We start from the raw sequence: 24,559 nt of genomic DNA on the forward strand, positions 1-24,559 counted from the left end.
TCACTCCGATTCGATTAGTCCACGTGGACTATACCATCTGGAGTGTTCCGCGACGGCGGGGTGGTCAGCGGCGCGGACCGCCTGCGGATCCGCCCGTCGGCGCCGTGGCGGTGTCGACGCGCACCACGAGCGTGGCGGTGAATCCGGCGGTGGCGTCTCCGGTGACGGTGGCCACCTGCAGCGCGCCGCCGTCGTCGCCGAAGACGTTGTCGGATGCCAGCGTGATCTGGGCGAGGTTGCGGGAAGAGCCGTCGTAGGCGGGCAGGGCGTAGACCGGCTCGACCGCGCTCTGCGGCAGCGCCAGCTGCGAGGTGGCGATGGCGTTGCCCGAGTCGGTGATGCCCGCCTCGGACGGGTAGACCTCGAAGTGGATGTGGGGCCAGCGCCCGGTGTAGCAGCCGGGCACGACCGAGGTGAAGGTGACCTGGCCGTCGGCGTCGGCGATCTGCACGCCGCGCAGGAAGGTCTCGTTCTCGACGCCCGACGAGTACATCGAGTAGCGCCCCTGGGCGTCGCAGTGCCACGCGTAGACGGCCACCCCGGCGAAGGGGGCGTCACCGGATGCCATGTCGGTGAGGCGCAGCGTGACGGTGAGGGGGACGCCGTCGACGGGCGCCTGTGCGCCGATGCTGGAGCGGATGTCGCTGCGGACGATGCCCGACTGCTCGAGCACGTCGGGGCCGTTCGAGCCGTCGCCCGGGTAGGGCCCGGCCGTCTCGTCGGGGATCTCGCCGGCGGGGAGCGCCGCGGCGGCGGTCGCGGTCGCACTGGCCGTGGGAGTCGGGGTGGAGGTCGGGCTCGGCGTCGTCGTGGGCGCCGCACTCGAAGTCGGCGCGCAGGCGGCGAGCGCCGCCGAGCCGAGCCCCAGGCCGACCAGCCCCAGCACGCTGCGGCGGCTGAACAGGGTCTGCAGGTCGAAGCGCGCGCCCTGGTCGACGACCTCTTCGTCGGGTCGCGGCAGCACGCGCCCCTCGTAGCGGGGGCCGTCGGAGCTCTGGTGCGGGTCGGGGATCATGACGTCAGTGTGCCGGGCCTGCTGATCCACGGCCTCGGGGAGGGCTATGAGACGGCTATGGGCGCGGGCGGCGGCACGACACGCCGCCCCCGATAATGGACGGGTGACGAACACGAGCGCGCTGCCCGGCTGGAACCACGTCTACTCGGGCAAGGTCCGCGACCTCTACCGCCCCGCCGACGACAGCGACGGGCGGATGCTGGTGGTCGCCAGCGACCGCGTCAGCGCGTTCGACCACGTGCTCTCCCCCGGCATCCCCGGCAAGGGGGCCCTGCTCACCGAGCTGAGCCTGTGGTGGTTCGACCAGCTCGCCGGCGCCGACGGCGGCCGCGCGATCCCCAACCACCTGCTCGGACAGACCCCGCCGGATGCCGTCGCCGACCGCGCGATGGTCGTCCGCGACCTCGACATGCAGCCGATCGAATGCGTCGTGCGCGGCTATCTGACCGGGTCGGGCTGGGCCGAGTACCGGGTCGACGGCACGGTGTGCGGCATCCCGCTGCCGGCGGGGCTGTTCAACGGCGACCGCCTTCCCGAGCCGATCTTCACCCCCGCCTACAAGGCGCCGCTGGGCGAGCACGACGAGAACATCTCGTTCGAGCGCACCGTCGAGCTCGTCGGCGCCGAGCGCGCCGCGCAGCTGCGCGACACGTCGATCGAGATCTACACGCGCGCCGCGGCGACCGCCGAGGCGAAGGGGCTCGTGCTCGCCGACACCAAGTTCGAGTTCGGGGTCGACGCCGACGGCATCCTCACGCTCGCCGACGAAGTGCTCACGAGCGACTCGTCGCGGTACTGGGACGCCGCGACGTGGGCGGCCGGGGGCACCCCGGAGGAGCGGATGGCGAGCTTCGACAAGCAGATCGTGCGCGACTGGCTGAGCGCCGAATGGGACAAGCAGGGGACCCCTCCCGAGCTGCCCGCCGACATCGTCGAGAAGACCGCCGGCAAGTATCGGGAGCTGCTGGAGCGCCTCACCGCCGCCTGACGCGGCGTCCAGCTTCCTCACAGGTAGGGTGGCGGCAGACCCGCATCCCCTCTCGTTCCGAGGAGCACACCCATGCCCATCTGGTCCCTCCACGGCGACGGCCGCACCGTCGAGCCCGGCGCCGTCGTCGCGCCCGGCGAGCGCCTCGCCTGGCCCGCCACCATCGCGATCGGCGCGCAGCACGTCGTCGCCATGTTCGGCGCCACCTTCCTGGTGCCGATCCTCACCGGCTTCCCGGTGTCGACGACGCTGCTCTTCTCCGGCCTCGGCACGATCCTGTTCCTGCTGATCACGCGCAACAAGCTGCCCAGCTACCTCGGATCGTCGTTCGCCTTCATCGCCCCCATCACCGCGCTCAACGGCGGCAACGCCCTCGAGACGCCGCTGCAGATCACCCAGGCCCTGCTGGGCGTGGTCGTGGCCGGCGTGCTGCTGGCGCTCGTCGGCTTCATCGTGCAGGCGTTCGGCACCGGCTGGATCGAGAAGCTGATGCCGCCGGTCGTCTCGGGCGCCATCGTCGCCCTGATCGGCTTCAACCTCGCCCCCGCCGCCTGGGGCAACTTCCAGAAGCAGCCCGAACTGGCCACGCTCACCCTGGCCGTCGTCATCCTCTTCAGCGTGTTCTTCCGCGGATTCCTCGGGCGCGTGTCGATCTTCCTCGGCGTCGTCGTCGGCTACGTCGTGGCGGCCCTCACCGGACAGGTGGCCTTCGACGCGGTCGCCGAGGCCGACTGGATCGGCCTGCCCCAGTTCCACCTCGTGGGTCTCACCGACGGCACCGCCTGGTCGTTCGTGCCGATGTTCCTGCCGGTCGTGCTCGTGCTCATCGCCGAGAACGTCGGCCACGTGCGGGGCGTCGCGACCATGACCGGCGACCAGTCGATCAACAAGCACACCGGGCGCGCGCTCATCGCCGACGGTGTCGCCACCACCCTCGCGGGCGGCTTCGGCGGCTCGGGCACCACCACCTACGGCGAGAACATCGGCGTGATGGCCGCGACCCGCGTCTACTCCACCGCCGCCTACTGGGTGGCCGGCGCCGTGGCGATCCTGCTCGCGTTCTCGCCCAAGATCGGGGCCCTGTTCAACACCATCCCGGCCGGGGTGCTCGGCGGCGTCACGACCGCGCTGTACGGCCTCATCGGCGTCATCGGCATCAAGATCTGGGTCGACAACCAGGTCGACTTCTCGCGCCCCGTCAACCAGTACACGGTCGCGGTGTCGTTCGTCATCGCCATCGCCGGCTTCGCCATGAGCTTCGGCAACCTGCAGTTCGGCGCGATCGTGCTCGGCACGGTCGCCGCGCTGGTGATCTACCACCTCGGCAACGCCATCGCCCGCGCCCGCAAGACCGGCGCCGACGACGGCGGCCCGATCGTCCCGATCGGCCAGCTCGGCGGCGACCCCGAGTAACCCCCGGGGCCGGAGGGCGCCCGCCCGGGGCGCCCCCAGGGTCGCCCTCCCGGGCGTCGCCCTCCCTGGGGGCCCCTCCCGGGGGTCGCCCTCCCGGGGTCGCCCGCCCGGGGTCGGCCTCCCTGGTCGAGTGTCCAAGACACGCGGCATCCGCGGCTCGCCAACCGCGTGTCCTGGACACTCGGCGGGCACATCGCGTCAGAAGGCGCGGCGGGCCCGCTAGCGGGCGGCGCCCCCGGACATGCACCCCGCGTCGCGTTCGCCGCCCCGCCCGGTTCCCGTACCCGGGTCGAGTGTCCAGGACACGCGGCATCCGCGGCCCGCCAACCGCGTGTCTTGGACACTCGGCGGCAACGAACACCCCGCGGGCGGGGAATGTCGGGCGGATGCCGGGGGTTGAGTATGCATGTGAATGAGAATCTGCCGGGGCTGGACGCGGCGACCACGATGGGCGCGGTGACGCTGCTCGTCGGCGATCTCGATGCGCAGACCGCGTTCTACCGCGACGTCGTCACGCTGCAGGTGCTCGCCGCCGCAGGCGACACGGTCACGCTGGGCCGTGCGGAGCGACCGCTCGTCATCCTGCGGCACGAACCGGCGCTGCGGCACGCGGCCGCCGGATCGGCCGGACTCTTCCACACCGCGATCCTGTTCGAGACGCAGGCCGCCCTCGCCGGCGCCCTCTACAGCGTCGCCCAGCACGCACCGCACACCTTCACGGGCAGCGCCGATCACCTGGTCAGCCAGGCTTTCTACCTCACCGACCCCGAGGGCAACGGCATCGAGCTGTACTGGGACCGCGCCCGCACCGAGTGGTCATGGACGCACGGGCAGGTCGAGATGGACACCCTGTTCCTCGACCCGAACACCTTCCTGCGCACCCACCTGGGCGAGGTCGACACGGCGACGGATGCCGCGGCGATCGGCCACGTGCACCTCTCGGTCGGCGACGTCGCGACCGCGCGCGCCTTCTACGTCGACGCCCTCGGCTTCGACGTCACCGCGGCGCTGGGCGGCCAGGCGCTGTTCGTGAGCGCGGGCGGCTATCACCACCACATGGCGATGAACGTCTGGAACTCGCGCGGCGCGGGGCCGCGCATGCCCGCGCCCGGCCTCGGCCGCGTCGACCTCGCCCTGCCGGATGCCGACGGCCTCGGCGCTCTCGCCGAGCGGCTCCGCCACTACGGGGTGGGCGTGCGCGACGACGGGCGCACGATCGCCTTCGACGACCCCTGGAACAACGCCCTGCACGCCGTCGTCGCCTGACCTTCCGCGCCCCGCCCTCCGCCCGCAGCTCCGCGCCGAGTGTCCAAGACACGCGGCATCCGGCCGGCGCATGCGGCGTGCCTTGGACACTCGGCAGGGGTGGCGACCCCTGGCCCCGCACGCTGAGCCCGCGCGGGCCATCGACCCGCACGCTGAGCACGCGCGCACCGACCCGCGCCAGACCCACGGAGTCCGCGGAGCCCGGCCCCGACGCCGGTCAGGCGGTGTCGCGGATGACGAGCTCGGTCTCGAGGATCGTCGCGTGCTGCGGCGATCCGCCGCTGAGCAGGGCCAGCAGCACCTCGACCATGCGCTCGCCCTGGGCGTACGAGGGCTGGCGCATCGTGGTCAGCAGCGGCGGGGTCGCCGTGGCGACCGACGAGTCGTCGAAGCCGATCACGGCCACGTCGTGCGGCACGCGGATGCCGGCGCGTCCGAGCACGTCGATCGCACCGCGCGCCATGAGGTCGCTCGCCACGAAGACCGCGTCGAACTCGGTGCCCGAGCGCAGGATCTGCTCCATGGCGGCGGCGCCGCTGTCGATCGTGAAGTCGCCCTCGGCGATGGGTCCGGGTTCGAGCCCCGCGGCGGCGAGGGCCTCGCGGTAGCCCTCGACGCGGTCGACACCGGCGGGCATGGTGAGGGGGCCGGTGACCGCCGCGATGCGTGTGCGCCCCTTGGCGATGAGGTGCGCGGTGGCGTCGCGGCCGCCGGCGACGTTGTCGATGTCGACGTAGAAGTCGGTGTCGCGGGCGCGCACCGGGCGGCCGCCGTAGACCAGCGGCAGCACGGCGGCGATGCGGTCGACGAACGTGTCGCTCTGGTGGTGCGAGACGACGATCGCCCCGTCGACGGCGCCGCTCTGCAGGTAGGCGGTCGCCTTGTCGAGCGGGTCGTCGCTGGCGAGGATCACGTTGAGCACGTAGCTCGAGCGGCTGATGCGCGAGTTGATGCCGGCGACGATGGCCGCGAAGAACGGGTCGCCGAAGAAGCGCGTGGTGTCTTCGGGGACGACCAGGGCGATGGCCATGGTCGACCGGCTCGCCAGGCTGCGCGCGGCCCTGTTGGGCACGTAGTGCAGCTCGGCGATCGCCCGCTGCACCGCCTCGAGCGCGCCGGGGCTGACGGCGGTCGAGCCGTTGACCACGCGCGAGACGGTCGAGCGAGAGACACCGGCCACTGCGGCGACCTCTTCGATGGTCGCGGCCGTCCGCGGCGGATCGATGGTCACAGTCCGATGTCCTTCCGGGATCCTCGCGGGATCGCTACGAGCCGGCGGGAACGTCGATCGCCCGAGCGGCGATGACCCGACGATACTCCAAGGCGCTGTCCTTGAGCGTGCGCTCCTGGGTCTCGTAGTCGACGCGGACGATGCCGAACCGCTTCTCGTACCCCCACGCCCACTCGAAGTTGTCCAGCAGCGACCAGTAGAAGTAGCCGCGCACGTCGACGCCAGCCTCCGCGGCATCCACGATCGCGCCGAGGTGTCCGCGCAGGAACTCGACGCGGTCGGCGTCGTGCACGCGCTTCTGGCCGTCCTCCTCGACGAGCTCGTCGTCGTAGGCGGCGCCGTTCTCGGTGACGTAGAGCACGGTCTCGGCCGGCTGGGCGTACTCGGTCCACACGCGCTCGAGCAGTTCGGTGAGCCCGGCGGGCTGCACCTCCCAGTGCATCGCGGTGCGCGGCAGGCCCCGCTCGTGCCAGTGGATGTCGTGCCCCACGGGCCACGGCGAGCCGGTCTCGCGGTCGGTCGGCGCGTCGCCGGCGGCCGGGGGGTTGGGGTCGGGCGCTCCGCCGACGAACTCGCCGTGGTAGTAGTTCACGCCCAGCGACTGCAGGGGCTGGGAGATGGTGGCGAGGTCACCGTCGTGGGTCGCCGCCTCGAGGGCCTCGATGGCGCCGGCATCCACGTCGCGGATGTCGTCGACGATGTCGGCCGGGTAGGCCCCGAGGAAGATCGGGTCGAGGAACCACCGGTTGAACTGGCCGTCGATGCGCCGTGCGGCGTCGACGTCGGCCGGGTTCTGCGGGTCGGCGGGCTCGGCGACGGTGAGGTTCAGCGTGATGCCGAGGTTCAGCGACGCGTCGCGGGCGCGCAGTTCGCGCACGGTCTGGCCGTGGCCGAGCAGCAGGTGGTGCGCGGCCAGCACGCCCTCGGTGATCGAGAAGTGGCCGGGGGCGTGGATGCCGCCGGTGTAGCTGAGGAACGACGAGCACCACGGCTCGTTGAGCGTGGTCCACGTGTCGACCCGGTCGCCGAGCGCGTCGTGCACCGACAGCGCGTAGTCGGTGAACAGGTCGCTGGTCTCGCGCACCGTCCAGCCGCCGCGGTCCTGCAGCGCCTGCGGCAGGTCCCAGTGGTAGAGCGTCAGCCACGGGAGGATGTCGTTCTCGCGCAGCTGGTCGACGAGGCGCTTGTAGAAGTCGAGCCCCTCCTGGTTGACCGCGCCGCCGTCGGGGCGCACCCGCGACCACGACACCGAGAACCGGTAGGTGTCGAGACCGAGCTCTTTCATGAGCGCGACGTCACCCTCGTAGCGGTGGTAGTGGTCGCAGGCGACGTCGCCGTTGTCGGCGTTGATGACGGCACCGGGGACCCGGGCGAAGGTGTCCCAGATGGAGGCGCGGCGGCCGCCCTCGAAGGCGGCGCCCTCGATCTGGTAGGCCGCGGTGGCGGCGCCGAAGAGGAACCCGTCCGGGAAGGTGCGACTCATGCTTAAGGACTCCTCTGGTCGGATCGCGGTCGTGGGGATTGCCAGTGACACCATCATCCCTTGACTGCGCCCGCCATGATGCCGCTGACCAACTGCTTGCCCGCGAGGACGAAGAGCAGGATGAGCGGGATCGTGGCCAGCAGCACACCCGCCAGCACGATCGAGTAGTCGACGAAGTAGTTCGCCTGCAGGAGCGAGAGCGCCACCGGGAGCGTGGGGCTCTGGCGATCGAGCACGATGAACGGCCAGAAGAACTGGTTCCAGGCGCCGACGAACGTGAAGAGGAAGAGCATGGCGGCCGCCGGTCGCGCCGCCACCACGCCGACGGTCCAGAAGGTTCGGATCTGCGACGCGCCGTCGACGCGCGCTGCTTCGATGAGCTCGTCGGGAACGGTCTGACCGATGTACTGCGTCATCCAGAAGACACCGAAGGCGCTGGTGAGAGCAGGAATGATGACGGCGCCGATGTTCCCCGTCCAGCCGAGGTCGGCGAACAGGATGTACAGCGGCACGACACCCAGCTGCATGGGGACGGCCATCGTCGCCACGACGAACGCGAGCAGCCATTTGCCGCCGCGGAACTTGAGCTTCGCGAAGGCCCACCCCGCGAGGGTGGAGAAGATGACGACGGATGCTGCGATGATCGTCGAGCTGAAGATGGAGTTCCACAGCGCCAGCCAGAAGTTGACGGCTGGGTCGTTCATGACCGAGAGGGCGTTGGGGATGAAGTTCCCGCCCGGCAGCCACGACATGTCGGGATCATTGATCGTCGACTTGTCTCCCGAGCCGATCAGGAACGACCAGTAATAGGGGAAGATCGCCGACACGGCGACCACACCGAGCCCCACATAGACCCAGAAGCCCGCGCGCACGCCCTTGATCCGCGTCGTGCGCGCGTTGCGACGACGATCGGCCGCGCGCGGGATGTTCTCTTCGACGATGGCGAGGGGAGGCTCGTTGATCGCGGTCATCGCTGGACGCCCTTCCGTGCACGGCGGGGTGATTTCACCCCGCGCCCACCCTCGTCGCGCACGAGGCGACGAGTGATGAGCAGGTTGATCACGCCGATGACGACGATGATGATGAACAAGATCCACGCCAGCGCGGCGGCGCGGCCGAAGTTGAACTGTCCCCAGCCGATGTTGTACAGGTACAGGGTGATCGTCAGCCACTGCTGCGCAGGGCCGCCTTCGCCGGTGTTGTCGAACATGCGGGGCTCGTCGAAGATCTGCAGGCCGCCGATCGTCGAGGTGATGATGACGAAGATGAGCGTGGGCCGCAGCGACGGGAGGGTGATGCTCGTGAACTGACGGAAGGCGCCGGCGCCGTCCACGGTGGCGGCCTCGTAATACTCGCGTGGGACCGCCTGCATCGCGGCGAGGAGGATGAGCGCGTTGTAGCCCGTCCATCGGAAGTTCACCATGGTCGCGATCGCGATGTGACTCCAGAACGGATCCTTGTGCCACGGGATCGGGTCGAGGCCGAAGTTGATGAGCGTGTTGTTGACCAGTCCGTGGACATCACCGAACATGTTGCTGAAGATGAGGGCCACGGCCACCGGTGCCATCACGTAGGGGAGCAGGACACTCATCCGCCAGAAAGTCTTGGCCCGGATGTTGCGGTCCAGCATGGCGGCGATGAAGATCGCGAGGATGAGCTGGGGGACCGTCGACAACACGAAGATGCTGAACGTGTTGCGCAGCGCCGCCCAGAATTTCGGGTCGTTCAGGATCCAGGCGTACTGGTCGAACCCGACGAAGGTGCCGGCGTTGCGGATGAGATCCCATTCCTGGAACGAGATCACCGCCGTGAACACGATCGGGAAGAGGCCCACGATCGCGAACAAGATGAAGAACGGCGAGATGTACAGATAGGGCGAGACCTTCAGGTCCCACCTGCTCAGTCGCTGACGGAACGGTATTGCCTGCTTCGGAGGCTTGGCGGTGGGGCGCGGGTCCGGTGTCGTCCGGGCGCGGGTTTCGGTCGCGGTCACGTGTGGCTCCGTCGGCAGGTGAAGAGGTCAGTGAAAGAGAAGTGCCGGCCACGCCGCTGCGCAGCGCGGCCGGCACTTCAGATCACGAGGTCAGAACGCTTCGACCTCGGTGACGTAGGTGTTCCAAGCGGTCGACTCGTCTTCGGTTCCGTCGAAGACGCGGTTGACTGCGTTCTGGAGCGCATCGTGGTACTTGTAGTAGTCCGCGCTCTTGTACGGCAGCACGGTCACGGCCTCGGCGCGGTCGGCACCGATCTCACCGGTCTTGGCCCCGCCGAAGTAGTCGTTGACGAAGCCGGTCAGATCGTCGTTGGTGTACGCGTCCTTCTGGCTGGGGAACGCACCGACGTTGACGAAGGCCTCCACCTGCTGCTCCGGCGCGGACAGCCACGCGGCCAGCTCCTGGGCTTCCTTGACGTGCTTGCCGTTGGCGGGGACGGTCAGGTACGAACCGCCCCAGTTGCCGCCGCCGTTGGGGAAGACGTTGGCGATCTTCCAATCGCTGACCTCGGGGGCGTAGCCCGCGATGATGCCCTGCATCCACCCGGGGCACAGCACCGTGGCGAACTCGTCGGACTGGAACGCGGCGATCCAGTCGTCGCCCCACTGCGCGGAGTACGCCGAGTTCGGGACGGCACGCTCGACGACGTCCTTGTACGCCTTCTCGACCTCGGGGTTGCTCGTCGCGATGACGGTGCCGTCAGGCTCGTCGTAGGTGTACTCCATCTGGTTCACGATGCCCTGGAGCACCGAGTTGGCGGAGTCGATCATCGCCTTCCCCGTCGCCGCCTTGTACTTGTCGGCCACCGAGAAGTAGTTGTCCCAGTCGCCGTTGAACAGCGTCTCGACGTCGGCGGGCTCGGTGGGCAGTCCCGCCGCGGCGAACAGCTCGCTGCGGTAGCAGATCGCCTGCGGTCCGATGTCAGTGCCGTAGCCGATGAGGTTGCCGTCGGCGTCCGTCGCCGCCTTCTCCTTCCAGTCCAGCCAGCGACCCTTCAGGTCGTCGGGGACCGGCGCGAGGAGGTCGGAGTACTGGAGCGCCTCGGCCAGCCAGTCCACTTCCACCGCCTCGATGTCGGCGAGACCGTCCTTGCCCAGCTTCTGGAAGAAGTTCTTGCGCGCGTCGCCGGACTCGGCTGCCTTGTTGTGGACGATCGTGATGTTCGGGTGCTCGTCCTCGTACTTCTGCAGGAACTCGTCCGTGTAGCCGAAGTTGTTGAACGTGGCCACCGTCAGCGTGATCTTCTCGCCGTCGGCGCTGCCGGTGGACCCGGAGTCCGCGCTGCCGGCGCATCCGGCGAGCACGATCGCTGTGGTTGTCGCGACACCGGCCACGAGGCCGATCCGTCGCAGTGCGCGTGTATTCACGTGTCACTCCTTTGTGGTGTGTGGGTGCAGAACTCGCCCGGCAGATTCCCGACGTGGTGGGAGCGCTCTCACCGGACAGATGTCACCATATGGGATCGCTCCCACGACTGCAAGGGAGCGCTCCCATGGACGGGTCACGATTCGATCACGACAGCGTGACGACCCTCGGATGCCGCCGGTGCGGGCATCCGGGCGGGCAGGTGCGGGCGGCACCCGTAGACTGGGGGCGCATCCCTTCCCGCGACTTTTCGGAGCCTCGAATGCCCACCATCGTCGTCGACGTCATGCCCAAGGCCGAGCTGCTGGACCCGCAGGGGAAGGCCGTCGCCGGCGCCCTCTCGCGTCTCGGCCACGAAGGCATCTCGGGGGTGCGCATCGGCAAGCGCTTCGAGCTGACCGTCGACGTCGCCGACGAGGCGACCCTCGCCGCCGTCACGAAGATCGCCGACGAGATCCTGTCGAACTCGGTCATCGAGGACGTCGTGGGCATCGAGGTCGTCGAGTGACCGTCCGCGTCGGGGTCATCACCTTCCCCGGCTCGCTCGACGACGTCGACGCGCAGCGCGCGATCCGCTTCGCCGGCGCCGAGCCGGTGGCCCTGTGGCACGGCGCGCACGACCTCGAGGGCGTCGACGCCCTCGTGCTGCCGGGAGGCTTCAGCTACGGCGACTACCTGCGCGCCGGCGCGATCGCCGCGCACTCGCCGATTATGGCCGAGGTCAAAGACGCCGCGGCGGCCGGCATGCCTGTGCTCGGCATCTGCAACGGCTTCCAGATGCTCGTCGAGGCGCACCTGCTGCCCGGCGGCCTCATCCGCAACGCCCACCAGCAGTTCATCCGCCGCGACCAGCGCCTGCGGGTCGAGAACGCGTCGACGGCGTGGACGAGCGGCTTCGAGACCGGGCAGGAGATCACCATCCCGTTGAAGAACGGTGACGGCGGCTACATCTGCTCGGCCGAGACCCTGGCCCGCATCGAGGGCGACGGCCTGGTGGCGTTCCGCTACGTCGGCGTCAACCCGAACGGCTCGCTCGACGACATCGCCGGCGTCGCCAACGAGCGCGGCAACGTGGTCGGCCTCATGCCGCACCCCGAGCACGCCGTCGAGCCGGGCTTCGGCCCCGACACCGCCGACGCCATGCGCTCCGGCGTCGACGGACTCACCTTCTTCACCTCGGCGGTCGCCGCCGTCGTGGCATCCGCCGCCTGACCCGCCTCGCGGGGCGGTGCGTGTCGTCAGACGGTGCCGGCCGGCGGCCAGAGCCCGATGACCAGTGACATCACGATCACCGACACGAGCTCCTGACCGATGGTGAGCACCGTCAGCTGCGACGGGCGCCCCTCGAACACGTCGTGCGTGATGACGCGCGCCGCGGTGAAGCCGGCCCACAGCGTGAGGCCCGTCACGAGCGCCGCGCCCAGATAGCCGCCGCCGTAGAAGTGCCACGCGATCGCCACCGACCCGGCCAGCACCCACGCGGTGAGGAACGTGACGGCCAACGCCACGAGCATCGGGATCGCGATGCTCGGGTTCTCGCGCGGCTCGATGCGCGCCAGCCGCTGCCAGCGGTCGACGAACAGCGCCTTCGAGTACCAGAGCGCGCCGACGCCCATCGCCAGCACGGTCGCGATGAGCACGGCCCAGTAGTTGATCTCGGGAATCATGGGCACCTCCGAGGCCGAGCGTAGCGCCCCGGCATCCGTTCGGTGGGGATGGGGCGGGGTGGGTGGGGTGGGCACCCGATTCGGAGCATGGCGCCCATATCGGAGGATCGCGGCGAAAGCATCCGAATCGGGTGCCGACCTCCGAGTTCGGTGCGGGGGACGGATGCCGAGGGCCGCGGCCCCGCCGCGCCGCGCCGCCCGCTGCCCCGCCCCGCCGCGCCGCCCCGCCCCGCCGCGCCGCCCGCCGCGCGGGACAGGTAGCGTCGAAGGATGAGCCTCGTCGTCACCGTGCCCTCCGCCGAACTCGCCGCCGACCTCTCCCCCGCGCCCGACGGCGTCGAGGTGCTCGTGTGGGACATGTCGGGGCCCGCGCCGCGTGCGCGCATCGACATCGTCGTGCCGCCGTACATGTCGCAGGGCACGACGCTGCCGCGACTGGCCGAGATCGAGGTCGGGCTCGTGCAGGGGCAGTCGATCGGATACGAGGGCGTCGACCGGATGCTGCCGCCCGGGGTCGTGTTCGCCAACGCCGCGACCGTGCACGAGACCTCGACCTCGGAGCTGGCGCTCGCGCTGACCCTGTCGGCGCAGCGACTCATCCCGCAGTCGGTGCGCAACCAGCTCGAGCACCGGTGGGAGGGCGCGTACGCGCAGAGCCTCGCCGACCGGCGCGTGCTGCTGCTGGGCTACGGCGGGGTGGGCAAGGCCGTCGCCGCACGGCTGCGGCCCTTCGAGGTCGACATCGTGCCGGTGGCCTCGCGCGCCCGCGTCGAAGATGGCGTGCAGGTGCACGGCGTCGACGAACTGGCATCCCTGCTGCCGTCGGCCGAGATCGTGATCCTCACCCTTCCCGGCGGGGATGCCACGCGGCACATCATCGGCGAGGCCGAGCTGGCGGCGCTGCCCGACGGGGCGCTGATCGTCAACGTCGGGCGGGGGCCGCTGATCGACACCGACGCGCTCGTCGCACACGTGCAGCGGGGGCGCATCCGTGCCGCGCTCGATGTGACCGACCCCGAGCCGCTGCCCGCCGACCACCCGCTGTGGGACCTCGACGGGGTGCTCATCGTGCCGCACCTCGGCGGCAACTCGTCGGCCATGCGCCCGCGCATCGCGGCGCTCGTGTCGCGCCAGATCGGCCACCTGCTCGCCGGCGAGACCCCCGAGAACATCGTCCTGCGCACCTGACCTCGCCGCGGGGGGCGTCAGCGGCGGTCGACGTCGGCGCCCGACCAGAGGTCGTCGCAGGGCACAGGGGCAGCGGCGTGCGCGGCGAGATACGGGGCGGCTCCGCGGTCGCCCGCGACGGATGCCGCGACGGCGGCCCAGTGCGCGCGGCCGATCAGGGCGGGGTGCCCGGGCTCGCCGCCGTAGGTCGCGCGGGCCAGCGCGTCGGGCGCGGTGCGCGCCACGAGGCGCTGCACCGCGGATGCCGGCAGTGCGGGCATGTCCACCGGCACGACCACCGCGGCATCGGCATCGGTGCCGGCCGCGGCCGACAGCGCGGCCCGCAGCGACGCCGACAGGCCCTCCTCCCACCCGGGCACCGGCACGACCACGACCCCGGCGGGCAGCAGCCCGGCCGCGTCGGGCGCGGCGCCGAGGGTCACCAGCACGGGATCGCATCCGGCCTCGCGGAGCGTCTGCACGGTGCGCGCGAGCCACGGGGTGCCGTCGGCATCACGGGCGCGCGCCTTCGGACCGCCGAACCTCGTGCCGGCCCCGGCGGCCAGCACGACGCCGCAGCAGCCCATCAGCCCGGCACGACCGCGGATGCCGGGGCGTGCACCGCCCCGCTCAGCTGCGACAGCCGGCGGCCGGTCGCGCCGTGCCGGTCGGCGACGATCTCGGCGAGGATCGACAGCGCCGTCTCGTCGGGGGTGCGGCCGCCGAGGTCGAGTCCGATCGGCGAGCGCAGGCGGTCGAGCTGCCCGGGCGCAACGCCGGCGGCACGCAGCCGCGACAGCCGGTCGTCGTGGGTGACCCGGCTGCCCATGGCCCCGACGTATCCGGCGGGCGAGGCCAGCGCCACCCGCAGCGCGGGCACGTCGAAACGCGGATCGTGGCTGAGCACGCACACGGCGGTGCGCGCATCGAGGCTCTGCCCGCTCAGCCAGCGGTCGGGCCAGTCGACGACGACCTGCGCCTCGGGGAAACGGGCCGCGGTCGCGAACACGTCGCGCGGGTCGACGACCGTCACCCGCATGCCCATCGCCGCGCCCAGCCGCGCCAGCGACACCGCGAACTCGACGGCGCCGACGATCACCAGTCGCGCCGGCGACCCGAAGTCGAGCGCCAGCGCACCGTGCGGCGGGGCCTCGTGGGCGGCCAGCATCCACCCGCGGCCGAGGTCGGCGCCGGTCGACAGGGCGAAGCGGGTCGGCACACCCGACCGTTCGCGGGCGGCCAGCAGCAGCAGGTCGGCCGCCGCGGCACTGCCGGCGCGCACCGGGCGCACGAGCACCTCGACCGCGCCCCCGCAGGTGAGGCCCACGGCCAGGCCCTCGGCGTCGGCATAGCCGAAGCGCTCGAGCGAGGGCGCGCCGGATGCCAGCGCGTCGCGGCACCGCTCGTACACGCTGCCCTCGACGCAGCCGCCCGAGACGTTGCCCACCGCCTTACCGCGATCGGACACGGCCATCGACGCCCCGACCTCGCGCGGCGCGCTGCCGGCGATGCCGACGACCGTCGCCACGGCGACGTCACGGCCGTCCCGCAGCCACGCGGCCGCGATCGGCAGGATCTCGCGCATGTCCACCTCCTGCCGCCACGGTAGGCCGCGCGTGTTGCGGGGCTGTTGCGGCCGGTGGACCGGCCCGTGAAACACGGTCGAAACGGGCCTCTGTTTCACTCGTCGCACCCGGGAGGCCTGATGGACATCACCAGCGTGCAGCGATACCGCCGCGCGACCACGCGCACCGAGCTCGCGCTCGCGCCCGGCGAGACGATCCTCGCCGGCGGCACGTGGCTCATGAGCGAGCCGCAGCCGGGCACCACCGGCTTCGTCGACATCACCGCGATGGGCTGGCCCGACCTCGAGCCCCGCCCCGAGGGCCTGCGCATCGCCGCCACCTGCACCATCGCGACCCTCGTGCGCTGGGCGGAGTCCGCCCCCGACGCCGGTTCCCCCGCCCCGCCGCCCTCGGCCTGGCCCGCCGTCGCGCTCATCCCCGCCGCGGCATCGGCCCTGCTGGCCTCGTTCAAGATCTGGAACACCGCGACCGTCGGCGGCAACGTGTGCCGCTCGTTCGCCGCCGGCGCGCTCGTGTCGCTGTGCGTCGCCCTCGACGGCGAGGCGGAGATCTGGATGCCGGACGGCGGCGCCCGACGCCTGCCCGTGGCCGCGCTCATCACCGGCAACGGCACCAACGCCCTCGCCCCCGGCGAGGTGCTGCGGGCGCTGTGGCTGCCGGCATCGGCGCTGCGCTCACGCGCGCGCCTGCACAAGATCGCCCTCGCCGAGCACGGCCGCTCGGGCGCCGTGGTGACCGGCCGCGTCGACCCCGACGGGCAGAGCGTGTTCACCGTCACCGCCGCCACCCTCACCCCGACGGTGCTGCGCTTCTCCGCACTGCCGGATGCCGTCGCGCTCGCGCACGCGGTGGGGACAGCATCCGGGTACTACAGCGACCCGCTGGGCGCGGCCGACTGGCGCCGCGCGGTCAGCGTCGAGCTCGCCACCCGCATCCGCACGGAGCTGGCGGCATGAGGCTGCACGTCGACGGAGCGACCGTGGTCGCCGACCCCCGCCCCGGCCAGTGCCTGCGCACCCTGCTGCGCGAGACCGGCCACACCACCGTCAAGAAGGGCTGCGACGCCGGCGACTGCGGCGCATGCACCGTGCTGCTGGACGGGCAGCCGGTGCACTCGTGCCTCATCCCCGCGATGCGCGTCGACGGCGCCGAGGTCACCACCGCCGCCGGACTCGCCCCCGCCGACGAACTGCACGCGGTGCAGCGCGAGCTCGCCGAAGGGTTCGGCTTCCAGTGCGGGTTCTGCTCCCCCGGCATGAGCGTCACCGCCTCGACCTTCACCCCCGACGACCTCGACGACCTCGACCGGCACCTGAAGGGCAACCTCTGCCGCTGCACCGGCTACCGCCCGATCCGCGAGGCCATCGGCCGCGCCGTGCTCGGTGCGGTGCGCGAGACCGGGGGTGCGGGGGCGGGTGCGGGGGCGGGGGGCGTTTCGACTCGCTGCGCTCGCTCAACGACCGGGGAGGAAGGCGCTCGCTCAACGACCGGGGGCGCGGGGGGCGTTTCGACTCGCTGCGCTCGCTCAACGACCGGGGAGGAAGACGGCGGGGAGGGGGTGGGGAGGTCGGTGGTGCCGGAGGCGGCGGAGCGCATCGTGCAGGGCCGCGAGCCGTTCACGTTCGACCTGCCCCCGGGCCACCCCGCGCAGGGCGCCCTCGTGCTGCGGGTGGTCGCCAGCCCCCACGCGCACGCGCGCATCCGCGCGATCCACACGGATGCCGCCGCGGCGCTGCCCGGTGTCGTCGCGGTCTTCACACACCTCGACGCCCCGGCCGGGCGCTACTCGACCGCGCGGCACGAGCACCGCGAAGACGACCCCGACGACACGCGCCTGCTCGATGACGTGGTGCGTCACATCGGGCAGCGGGTGGCCGCGGTCGTCGCCGAGACCGCCGAGGCCGCCGACGCGGCGGTGCGGGCCGTGCGCGTCGACTACGAGGTGCTGCCGGCCGTCTTCGACCCCGACGAGGCGCGCGCCCCCGGCGCCCCGCTGCTGCACCCCGAGCGCACCCCCGCCGACCGCGTCGACCAGGCGCACCGCAACGTGGTCGCCGCCCTGCACGAGCGTCACGGCGACGTGGCGGCGGCGCTGGCCGCCGCGGCGGTGACGGTGTCGGGCACCTGGCAGACCTCCCGGGTCACCCACGCGCAGCTCGAGACGCACGGTGCGCTCGGGTGGCTCGACGACGAGGGACGGCTCGTGCTGCGCTCGTCGACGCAGGTGCCCTTCCTCGCCCGCGACGAGATCGCGCGCATCTTCGACCTCGACCGCGACCGCGTGCGGGTGCACGCGGCGCGGCTGGGCGGCGGGTTCGGCGGCAAGCAGGAGATCTTCACCGAAGACCTCGTCGCCCTCGCGGTGCTGCGCACCGGGCGCCCGGTCGCCTACGAGTTCTCGCGCGCCGACGAGTTCCAGCGGGCGGCGCTGCGGCATCCGATGCGCGTGGCCGTCGACCTCGGCGCCGACGCCGACGGCGTGCTCACCGCGATGCGCGTCGACCTTCTCAGCGACACCGGCGCCTACGGCAACCACTCCCGCGGGGTCATGTTCCACTCCCTCGCCGAGTCGACCACGATTTACCGGGTGCCGGCCAAGCAGCTCGACGCCGAGGTCGTCTACACCAACAACGTGCCCTCGGGGGCCTTCCGCGGCTACGGGCTCGGGCAGGTGATCCTGGGGGTCGAATCGGCCATGGACATGCTCGCCGAGCGCCTCGGCATCGACCCCTTCGAGCTGCGCCGCCGCAACGCGGTGCGCAAGGGCGACCCGCTGCATCCGGATGCCGATCCGTTCGAGGACGACCTCGTCTGGGGCAGCTACGGGCTCGACCAGTGCCTCGACCTCGCGCAGGCGGCGCTGGCCCGCGGCGACGGCGACCCCGCCCCCGATGGCTGGGCGGTGGGCGAGGGGATGGCGGCGGCGATGATCGCCACGATGGCTCCGTTCGGCCACATCGCCCACACCACCGCCACCCTGCGCGCCGACGGCACCTACCTGCTGCGGGCCGGCACCGCCGAGTTCGGCAACGGCACCACCACCGTGCTGCGCCAGATCGCCGCGACCGACCTGTCGGCGCCGTTCGAGCGCCTCGAGCTGTGGCACGCCGACACGGATGCCGTCACCCACGACACCGGCGCGTTCGCCTCGGCGGGGATCACGGTGGCCGGCAAGGCGCTGCACGCGGCCTGCCTGAGCCTGGCCGCGCGGATGCGGGAGCGCGCCGCGGCCCTGACCGGCACCGACCCGGCGGCGGCCGTGCTGCACGAGGACGGCGTGGTCACCCCCGCCGGCGCGGTCGGCTTCGCCGCGCTGACCGCCGACGGCGAGCTGACCGCCGACGGCAGCGAGCTGGGCGCGCAGCGCTCGCTCGCCTTCAACGTGCACGCGGTGCGGGTGGCGGTGGAGCCGGCCACCGGCACCGTGCGCATCCTGAAGTCGGTGCAGGCGGCCGATGCCGGCTTCGTCATGAACCCCGCCCAGTGCCGCGGCCAGATCGAAGGCGGCGTCGCCCAGGCCGTCGGCAGCGCACTGTACGAAGAGGTGATGGTGGAGGCGGGCCGGGTGACCACGCCGGTCTTCCGGCTCTACCGCGTGCCGCAGTCCGCCGACATCCCCGACACCGAGGTGCTCTTCGCCGACACCTCCGACGACCTCGGCCCCTTCGGCGCGAAGTCGATGAGCGAATCGCCCTACAACCCGGTGGCCCCCGCCATCGGCAACGCGATCGCCCGCGCCCTCGGACAGCGGCCGTTCGTGCAGCCGTTCTCGCGGGATCGGGTGTGGCGGCTGACCCGTCACAACACCGAAACATGACCGGGCCTTAACCGGAAACTTAAGACCGTTAGCGTCGCCTCACAGCACCCGCGCGCCCTGCGCACATCTGAGGAGACCCGATGCACACACCCCGCAGCACCCGCCGTCGCGGCGCGGCCGTCCTGGCCATCGTCGCCGCCGCCACCCTGGCCTTCAGCGCCTGCGCTTCCGGCTCGTCCACCCCCGCCGCATCCGGCTCGGGCGAGGCCGAAGGCGCCTCGTACGGCGACATCAGCGTGCAGTACTCGTGGATCAAGAACGAGGAGTTCGCCGGCGAGTTCTACGCCTACGACGAGGGCTACTACGACGAGGCCGGCTTCGGCACCGTCACCGGCATCGCCGGCCCCGACACCGGTGTGGCCAAGCTCCTGTCCGGCTCGGTGCAGGTCGCGCTCAGCGACGCGGCATCCGTCGGCGCCGCCGTGGCCGAGCAGGACGCGCCGCTGAAGATCATCGGCGCCACGTTCCAGAAGAACCCGTTCACGATCCTCTCGCTGAAGGACGGCGGCGACATCGCCACCCCCGACGACCTCAAGGGCAAGAAGATCGGCGTGCAGGACTCCAACGCGTCGGTGTTCGCCGCACTTCTCAACGCCAACGGCATCGACCCCAGCGAGGTCACCGTGGTGCCGGTCGACTTCGACCCGACCCCGCTCATCAACGGCGAGGTCGACGGCTTCATGGCCTACCTCACCAACGAGGCGATCACCGTCGAGATGGCCGGCTACGAGGTGACCAACCTCGCCTACGCCGAGAACGGCCTGCCGTACGTGGCCGAGACCTTCTCGGTGACCGACCAGTACCTCGCCGAGAACAAGGAGCTGCTGAAGGCGTTCCTCATCGCCGAGATCAAGGGCTGGGCGAAGACCTTCACCGAGCCCCTCGACGACACCGTCACCAAGGTCACCGAGCACTACAACGAGTCGGCCGCCGCGGGCGACCTGACCTTCGGCGACCTCGACCCCGCCAAGGTCAAGGCCGGTCTGGAAGCCCAGGCCAAGCTCATCTCCACCGAGGAGACCGAGGCCAACGGCCTGTTCACCATCTCCGACGACCTGAAGACGCAGACCCTCGCGTCGCTGGCCGCGTCGGGCTGGGACCTCGAGGCCGACCAGCTGTTCGACACGACGATCATCGACGAGATCTACGCCGAGAACCCCGACCTGGTGTCCTACCTGCCCTAAGGGATCATGTCGAACCTGACGAACACGGATGCCGGTGCCCGCACGGGCACCGGCATCCACATCACCGGACTCACCAAGACCTTCTCGCTGCGCGGCGGGAAGACCCTCACCGCCCTGCAGGACACCGACCTGCACACCGAGAAGGGGTCGTTCCTGGCCCTGCTCGGCCCGTCGGGCTGCGGCAAGTCGACCATCCTGCGCATCCTCGCCTCGCTCGAGCACCCCTCGGCCGGCGTCGCGCTGGTCGACGGCGAGACCCCCGACCAGCTGCGCGCCAAGAGCGAGCTGGGGATCGCCTTCCAGGACCACGCGCTGCTGCCCTGGCGCACCGTGCGCGGCAACATCGAGCTGCCCTTCGAGGTGGCCGGCAGGCCCGTCGACAAGGCCTACGTCGACGAGCTCATCTCGCTGGTCGGGCTGAAGGACTTCGCCGGCGCCAAGCCCGCCCAGCTGTCGGGCGGCATGCGCCAGCGCGCCTCGATCGCCCGCGCCCTCGTGCTCAAGCCCTCGGTGCTGCTGCTCGACGAGCCGTTCGGCGCGCTCGACGACATGACGCGGCAGAACCTCAACCTCGAGCTGCTGCGCATCTGGACCGAGAAGCCCGCCACGACCCTGCTGGTCACGCACGGCATCAGCGAGGCGATCTTCCTCGCCGACCGCGTCGCGGTGATGTCGCCGCGTCCGGGCCGGGTCAAGCAGATCATCGAGATCGACCTGCCGCGCCCGCGCACCCCCGACATCATGCGCACGCCCGAGTTCCACGCCTACGTCGACCAGGCCTCCGAGCTGCTGTTCGGCTCGGACGGACGGGCAGAAGCCGAGGCGTGATGACCCGCACACGCGTTCCCGGCTGGCTGGCCGGCATCCTCGGCGGCGTCGCCCTTGTGGTGGTGTGGTGGATCTTCTCGATGACCGCCTTCCCGCCGCAGGAGGGCACGACCTTCACCCCCGTCCCCTCGCCGCTGGCGGTGTTCGACTGGCTGTTCCTGCAGGGCAACATCGCCGGCGCCTGGAACGTGTTCGCGCCCACCCTGGCCGCCGCCGGCATCGGCTACGTGTGGGGCAACGGCATCGCCCTGCTGCTGGCGACGGTCGTGCTGCTGTTCCCCCGCACCGAGACGGTCATCACCCAGATCGCCGTGGTGAGCTACTGCCTGCCGATCGTCGCCGTCGGCGGCATCTCGATCGTCGTCGTCGGCGGGGCCAAGAGCCCCGGCGACCCGTCGGCGACCGCCATCTTCCTCGCCGCGCTGGTGTGCGTGTTCACCACCGTGGTCGGCTCGATCCTCGGCTTCACCGCCGCCGACCGCTCCGCCCTCGACGTCGTGCACGTGTACGGCGGCGGGCGCTGGACGCAGCTGCGCAAGGTGCGCCTCATCGCGGCACTGCCCGCCATTCTCAACGCCCTGCAGATCGCCGTGCCCACCGCCTTCCTCGGCGCCGTGCTCGGCGAGTACCTCGGCGCGATCACCGCGGGGGTCGGGCCCACCCTCATCCGCCTGCAGGGTCAGCTCGACTCGGCCGGCGTCTGGTCGGTGTTCCTGCTGTGCGCCGTCGTGGCGCTCGTCGCCTACGGCCTCGTGGGCCTGCTCATCCGTCTCGTCACGCCCTGGGTGGCGGGGAAGGCCGTGTGATGGCCGACAACGACACCATCGACGCGGTGCGCCGGCCGGCGCACCCGACCGCGCAGATCGATCTCGCCGCCGACGCGACCGCCCTCGCCCGGCTGCGCGCCGACCGCCGCCGCGCGGTGCTCCGCTCGTTCGGAAGGTCGCTCGGCAACGCCCTCATCACGTTCGTGGTGCTCATCGTGCTGTGGCAGGCCGTGGTCAGCTTCACCGGCATCTCGCCGTACGTGGCCAAGGGCCCGCTCGACGTGTGGACGTTCCTGTTCGCCGACGAGGATGCCGCCGCCCACCGCGACCAGCTGTTCCCGCTGCTGGGCCAGACCCTCGTCGACGCCGTCATCGGCTTCGTCGTCGGCATGGCCGTCGCCGTCGTGCTGGCGGTGCTGTTCAGCCTGTCCAAGGCGATCGAGGCCGGGGTGATGCCGCTCGTGCTGCTGCTGCGCACCATCCCGCTCGTGTCGATCGCCCCGGTGATCATCCTCATCACGGGCCGCGGCACGACGGCATCCGTCGCCGTCATCGGCACCGTCGTGGTGCTCTTCCCGGCGCTGGCCAACGTGCTGTTCGGCCTCAGCCGCGCCAGCCGTCAGAGCCTCGACGTCGTGCACGTCTTCGGCGGCGGCCGCCTCACGGCGCTGCGCAAGGTCAACCTGCCGGGCGCCCTGCCGTCGGTATTCGCGGCGATGCGCGTGTCGGTGCCGAGCGCGGTCACCGGCGCCCTGCTGGCCGAGTGGCTGTCGACCGGAGCCGGCATCGGCGGGGCGATCCTCAAGTTCAGCGCGCAGGCGCAGTTCACGCAACTGTGGGGGGCGATCGCCCTCATCACCGTGATCACGCTCGTGCTCTACAACATCGTGCAGATCGTCGAGAACGTCGTGCTCGCCCGCATGGGCATGGCGGTCTCCGTCGCCTGACGGGGGCGGGGGTCGCGGGTCGCGGGTGCCGGTCGCGGGTGCGGTGGCTCCGCGGAGCGCGCGGCTCAGTGCGGGTGGCCGCGCAGCGGCACCAGCGCCGCGGGCAGCTCGTGCAGCTTGGCCGAGGCCTCCGCGGCCAGCGGGTTGGTCGAGACGCCGCGCTCGTCGACGAGTCGCCCGCCGACGTAGACCTGCTGCAGGTTCCGCGGGCTCATCGCCAGCACATACGAGCGCACCGGATGCCACAGCGGGCCGACGTCCGGCATCCGCGGGTCGACGACGACGAAGTCGGCGAACTTGCCCACCTCCAGCGAGCCGACGCGGTCGTCGACGCCCATGATCTCGGCGCTGCCGAGGGTGTGCAGCCGCAGCATGAGCTCGGGCATCATCGCGGCCGGGTCCTTCAGCCGCCCGCGCTGGGCGTAGATGCCCATGCGCATGTTCTGCCACGGGTCGGCCACGTCGGTGCAGGCCTGGTCGTCGAGCCCCACCCCGACCTTCATGCCCATCTCGAGCATCTCGGGCACGAGCGCCACCCCCGACGCAAGGCGGCCGTTGGATGCCGGCTGCCACGACATCGACGCGCCCCCGGCAACCGCCTGCGCGATGATCTCGGGGGTCGTCTGGATGAAGTGCCCGAACGTCAGCCCGAGGCCCAGCGCCCCCGCATCGCGGTACAGCGCGAACTTCGACTGCTGGTGGGCCACCGCCTCGGGCGACTCGAGGAAGTGCGCCTGGTTGGTCACCCCGAACCGGCGCATCGCCTCGACCTCGAACTGCGCCGCCTCGGGGTGCGGCGACCACTGCACCTGCCCCATGATCGAGGCGCCGAGGGCGTAATCGGGGTCGAACGTGCGGGTGTGGGCGACCTCGGCGGCGAAGCGCGCGAACACCTCGTCGGGGGTGCCGGCGGTCACGTCCATGCCGGCCGCGTCGACGAAGCGGATGCCGGCATCGCGGGTGCCCTCGGCCTGACGGAAGTGGTACTCGAGCCCGCGCAGGGGCGCGTCGCCGACGCGCTTGCCGTCGACCATCGACTCCCACGACTGCAGCGGGTCGGTGAAGTTGTAGGCGGTCGTGACCCCGTGGGAGAGGAAGTCGAGCGCGCCGTGCAGCGTCGACCAGTACATCTGGTCGGCGCTCATGTGCCGGGTCGTGCCGAGCATCGCGTCGCACCAGCCGTAGAGGGTGTCGGCGACGCCCAGGCCCCGCAGCCCCGACGTGAACAGGTGCGAGTGGCTCGACACGAAGCCTGGCGCGACGAACCGGCCCGCCGCCTCGAGGGTCTCGTCGGCGGTGGTGCCGGCGGGCGGCTCACCCGCGCCGAGCCCGGCGATGCGGCCGTCGTCGCCCACCAGCATCCAGCCGTCGTCGATGTATCCCGGATCGCCCGTGCCGGCGGGGATCGTGATGAGGCGCGCGTGGGTGACGAGGAGCGACATGTCACGCAGGCTATGCGGCCCATGTTTCCGCCCCGTCACGTTCCCGCGTCGCTCACCGTTCAGCCCGGACTTAACGGCGCCGGCGGGGCGGCTGGCCCCGCGGCGGGTGCCCCGGCGCGGCTGGCCCCGGCGCGGGCTGCGCCCCCGCCTCGGGGTTCACTCGCGCCCAGATGTGGCCTCGGGCCGCGCGAGGCCACATTTGGGCGCCAGTGAACAGCGGGGGTCGGGGTGGCCCCGGCTGCGCTCGGCGCGGGCGCGCTCGGCGCGGGTGGCCCCGCCTTGGGGTTCACTCGCGCCCAGATGCCGCCCGGGGGCGCGCGAGGCCACATTTGGGCGCCAGTGAACAGCGGGGGCGAGCGGGGCGGGGCGGGGCGCGGCCCGAGGCTCACAGCGGACGCA

Annotated in this window: 22 protein-coding genes; 12 read left to right on the top strand and 10 right to left on the bottom strand. The window is 71.7% G+C overall.

What is annotated here, in order from left to right:
* Positions 1-64 precede the first annotated feature (64 nt).
* Complete coding sequence (locus N3K63_RS03485) at positions 65-1,015, bottom strand: intradiol ring-cleavage dioxygenase (protein WP_261578595.1); 951 nt, start codon at positions 1,013-1,015, stop codon at positions 65-67.
* Between the two features lie 103 nt (positions 1,016-1,118).
* Here N3K63_RS03485 and N3K63_RS03490 point away from each other — a divergent pair, with 103 nt between their 5' ends.
* From N3K63_RS03490 to N3K63_RS03500, 3 genes are all read left to right on the top strand, one after another.
* Positions 1,119-2,003: a phosphoribosylaminoimidazolesuccinocarboxamide synthase gene (locus tag N3K63_RS03490; RefSeq protein ID WP_261578596.1), complete on the top strand. Its 885-nt coding sequence runs from the start codon at positions 1,119-1,121 to the stop codon at positions 2,001-2,003.
* A gap of 72 nt (positions 2,004-2,075) precedes the next feature.
* Entirely contained in the window at positions 2,076-3,416 is a 1,341-nt protein-coding gene (locus N3K63_RS03495; RefSeq protein ID WP_261578597.1) for a uracil-xanthine permease family protein, read from the top strand.
* Between the two features lie 402 nt (positions 3,417-3,818).
* Positions 3,819-4,682 (top strand): VOC family protein, encoded by an 864-nt coding sequence (locus tag N3K63_RS03500; RefSeq protein WP_261578598.1) that lies wholly within the window; start codon positions 3,819-3,821, stop codon positions 4,680-4,682.
* Positions 4,683-4,899: 217 nt separating this feature from the next.
* Here the strand turns inward: N3K63_RS03500 and N3K63_RS03505 are convergent, their stop codons facing one another.
* The 5 genes from N3K63_RS03505 to N3K63_RS03525 all read right to left on the bottom strand — a co-directional run bounded on the left by N3K63_RS03505 (position 4,900) and on the right by N3K63_RS03525 (position 10,757).
* Entirely contained in the window at positions 4,900-5,913 is a 1,014-nt protein-coding gene (locus N3K63_RS03505; protein ID WP_261578599.1) for a LacI family DNA-binding transcriptional regulator, read from the bottom strand.
* A gap of 34 nt (positions 5,914-5,947) precedes the next feature.
* Positions 5,948-7,396, bottom strand: a complete 1,449-nt coding sequence (locus tag N3K63_RS03510; protein ID WP_261578600.1) for a glycoside hydrolase family 1 protein — start codon at positions 7,394-7,396, stop codon at positions 5,948-5,950.
* A gap of 53 nt (positions 7,397-7,449) precedes the next feature.
* Entirely contained in the window at positions 7,450-8,367 is a 918-nt protein-coding gene (locus N3K63_RS03515; RefSeq protein WP_261578601.1) for a carbohydrate ABC transporter permease, read from the bottom strand.
* On the bottom strand, positions 8,364-9,389 hold the full coding sequence (locus tag N3K63_RS03520; protein WP_261578602.1) for a carbohydrate ABC transporter permease: 1,026 nt from the start codon (positions 9,387-9,389) through the stop codon (positions 8,364-8,366). The genes N3K63_RS03515 and N3K63_RS03520 overlap by 4 nt, the downstream gene beginning before the upstream one ends.
* A 90-nt stretch (positions 9,390-9,479) precedes the next feature.
* Entirely contained in the window at positions 9,480-10,757 is a 1,278-nt protein-coding gene (locus N3K63_RS03525) for an ABC transporter substrate-binding protein (RefSeq protein ID WP_261578603.1), read from the bottom strand.
* A 260-nt stretch (positions 10,758-11,017) separates the two neighbouring features.
* Between N3K63_RS03525 and purS the strand changes: the two genes are divergently transcribed.
* Together purS and purQ are read left to right on the top strand one after the other, a co-directional pair.
* The gene (gene purS / locus N3K63_RS03530) at positions 11,018-11,263 is read left to right on the top strand and encodes a phosphoribosylformylglycinamidine synthase subunit PurS (protein ID WP_261578604.1); all 246 of its coding nucleotides are present in this window, start codon (positions 11,018-11,020) and stop codon (positions 11,261-11,263) included.
* Entirely contained in the window at positions 11,260-11,967 is a 708-nt protein-coding gene (purQ, locus tag N3K63_RS03535; RefSeq protein ID WP_261578605.1) for a phosphoribosylformylglycinamidine synthase subunit PurQ, read from the top strand. Before purS ends, purQ begins: the two co-directional genes overlap by 4 nt.
* Before the next feature lie 26 nt (positions 11,968-11,993).
* On the opposite strand, the gene N3K63_RS03540 is transcribed toward purQ, so the two are convergent.
* Positions 11,994-12,422: a DUF1761 domain-containing protein gene (locus tag N3K63_RS03540; RefSeq protein WP_261578606.1), complete on the bottom strand. Its 429-nt coding sequence runs from the start codon at positions 12,420-12,422 to the stop codon at positions 11,994-11,996.
* A gap of 270 nt (positions 12,423-12,692) precedes the next feature.
* Between N3K63_RS03540 and N3K63_RS03545 the strand changes: the two genes are divergently transcribed.
* Positions 12,693-13,610 (top strand): 2-hydroxyacid dehydrogenase, encoded by a 918-nt coding sequence (locus tag N3K63_RS03545; protein ID WP_261578607.1) that lies wholly within the window; start codon positions 12,693-12,695, stop codon positions 13,608-13,610.
* Between the two features lie 17 nt (positions 13,611-13,627).
* Here N3K63_RS03545 and N3K63_RS03550 read toward each other — a convergent pair whose 3' ends face one another.
* Positions 13,628-14,176, bottom strand: a complete 549-nt coding sequence (locus N3K63_RS03550; RefSeq protein ID WP_261578608.1) for a nucleotidyltransferase family protein — start codon at positions 14,174-14,176, stop codon at positions 13,628-13,630.
* Positions 14,176-15,174 (bottom strand): XdhC family protein, encoded by a 999-nt coding sequence (locus tag N3K63_RS03555; RefSeq protein ID WP_261578609.1) that lies wholly within the window; start codon positions 15,172-15,174, stop codon positions 14,176-14,178. Before N3K63_RS03555 ends, N3K63_RS03550 begins: the two co-directional genes overlap by 1 nt.
* 120 nt (positions 15,175-15,294) lie before the next feature.
* Between N3K63_RS03555 and N3K63_RS03560 the strand changes: the two genes are divergently transcribed.
* The 6 genes from N3K63_RS03560 to N3K63_RS03585 all read left to right on the top strand — a co-directional run bounded on the left by N3K63_RS03560 (position 15,295) and on the right by N3K63_RS03585 (position 22,718).
* Positions 15,295-16,131 carry an FAD binding domain-containing protein gene (locus N3K63_RS03560; RefSeq protein ID WP_261578610.1) on the top strand — a complete coding sequence of 279 codons (837 nt, stop codon included), beginning with the start codon at positions 15,295-15,297 and terminating at the stop codon, positions 16,129-16,131.
* Complete coding sequence (locus N3K63_RS03565; RefSeq protein WP_261578611.1) at positions 16,128-18,992, top strand: molybdopterin-dependent oxidoreductase; 2,865 nt, start codon at positions 16,128-16,130, stop codon at positions 18,990-18,992. Before N3K63_RS03560 ends, N3K63_RS03565 begins: the two co-directional genes overlap by 4 nt.
* 80 nt (positions 18,993-19,072) lie before the next feature.
* Positions 19,073-20,176, top strand: coding sequence for an ABC transporter substrate-binding protein (locus N3K63_RS03570; protein ID WP_261578612.1), 1,104 nt, complete (start codon positions 19,073-19,075; stop codon positions 20,174-20,176).
* Positions 20,177-20,182: 6 nt separating this feature from the next.
* Complete coding sequence (locus tag N3K63_RS03575) at positions 20,183-21,004, top strand: ABC transporter ATP-binding protein (protein ID WP_261578614.1); 822 nt, start codon at positions 20,183-20,185, stop codon at positions 21,002-21,004.
* Complete coding sequence (locus N3K63_RS03580; protein ID WP_261578615.1) at positions 21,004-21,810, top strand: ABC transporter permease; 807 nt, start codon at positions 21,004-21,006, stop codon at positions 21,808-21,810. The genes N3K63_RS03575 and N3K63_RS03580 overlap by 1 nt, the downstream gene beginning before the upstream one ends.
* Entirely contained in the window at positions 21,810-22,718 is a 909-nt protein-coding gene (locus N3K63_RS03585; RefSeq protein ID WP_261578616.1) for an ABC transporter permease, read from the top strand. The genes N3K63_RS03580 and N3K63_RS03585 overlap by 1 nt, the downstream gene beginning before the upstream one ends.
* Before the next feature lie 65 nt (positions 22,719-22,783).
* On the opposite strand, the gene N3K63_RS03590 is transcribed toward N3K63_RS03585, so the two are convergent.
* The gene (locus tag N3K63_RS03590; RefSeq protein ID WP_261578617.1) at positions 22,784-24,160 is read right to left on the bottom strand and encodes an amidohydrolase family protein; all 1,377 of its coding nucleotides are present in this window, start codon (positions 24,158-24,160) and stop codon (positions 22,784-22,786) included.
* Positions 24,161-24,559: the final 399 nt, after the last annotated feature.

The sequence above is a fragment of the Microbacterium festucae genome (genome assembly GCF_025421715.1).
Taxonomy (GTDB): Bacteria; Actinomycetota; Actinomycetes; order Actinomycetales; family Microbacteriaceae; genus Microbacterium; species Microbacterium festucae.

Excerpts from the sequence above, each read along its gene's own strand:
- N3K63_RS03550 (WP_261578608.1), bottom strand. The coding sequence starts at position 14,176 with ATGGGCTGCTGCGGCGTCGTGCTGGCCGCCGGGGCCGGCACGAGGTTC.
- N3K63_RS03485 (WP_261578595.1), bottom strand. The coding sequence starts at position 1,015 with ATGATCCCCGACCCGCACCAGAGCTCCGACGGCCCCCGCTACGAGGGG.
- purS (WP_261578604.1), top strand. The coding sequence starts at position 11,018 with ATGCCCACCATCGTCGTCGACGTCATGCCCAAGGCCGAGCTGCTGGAC.
- N3K63_RS03540 (WP_261578606.1), bottom strand. The coding sequence starts at position 12,422 with ATGATTCCCGAGATCAACTACTGGGCCGTGCTCATCGCGACCGTGCTG.
- N3K63_RS03515 (WP_261578601.1), bottom strand. The coding sequence starts at position 8,367 with ATGACCGCGATCAACGAGCCTCCCCTCGCCATCGTCGAAGAGAACATC.
- N3K63_RS03585 (WP_261578616.1), top strand. The coding sequence starts at position 21,810 with ATGGCCGACAACGACACCATCGACGCGGTGCGCCGGCCGGCGCACCCG.
- N3K63_RS03570 (WP_261578612.1), top strand. The coding sequence starts at position 19,073 with ATGCACACACCCCGCAGCACCCGCCGTCGCGGCGCGGCCGTCCTGGCC.
- N3K63_RS03580 (WP_261578615.1), top strand. The coding sequence starts at position 21,004 with ATGACCCGCACACGCGTTCCCGGCTGGCTGGCCGGCATCCTCGGCGGC.
- N3K63_RS03500 (WP_261578598.1), top strand. The coding sequence starts at position 3,819 with ATGCATGTGAATGAGAATCTGCCGGGGCTGGACGCGGCGACCACGATG.
- N3K63_RS03545 (WP_261578607.1), top strand. The coding sequence starts at position 12,693 with ATGAGCCTCGTCGTCACCGTGCCCTCCGCCGAACTCGCCGCCGACCTC.
- N3K63_RS03575 (WP_261578614.1), top strand. The coding sequence starts at position 20,183 with ATGTCGAACCTGACGAACACGGATGCCGGTGCCCGCACGGGCACCGGC.
- N3K63_RS03510 (WP_261578600.1), bottom strand. The coding sequence starts at position 7,396 with ATGAGTCGCACCTTCCCGGACGGGTTCCTCTTCGGCGCCGCCACCGCG.
- N3K63_RS03565 (WP_261578611.1), top strand. The coding sequence starts at position 16,128 with ATGAGGCTGCACGTCGACGGAGCGACCGTGGTCGCCGACCCCCGCCCC.
- N3K63_RS03560 (WP_261578610.1), top strand. The coding sequence starts at position 15,295 with ATGGACATCACCAGCGTGCAGCGATACCGCCGCGCGACCACGCGCACC.
- N3K63_RS03495 (WP_261578597.1), top strand. The coding sequence starts at position 2,076 with ATGCCCATCTGGTCCCTCCACGGCGACGGCCGCACCGTCGAGCCCGGC.
- N3K63_RS03555 (WP_261578609.1), bottom strand. The coding sequence starts at position 15,174 with ATGCGCGAGATCCTGCCGATCGCGGCCGCGTGGCTGCGGGACGGCCGT.
- N3K63_RS03590 (WP_261578617.1), bottom strand. The coding sequence starts at position 24,160 with ATGTCGCTCCTCGTCACCCACGCGCGCCTCATCACGATCCCCGCCGGC.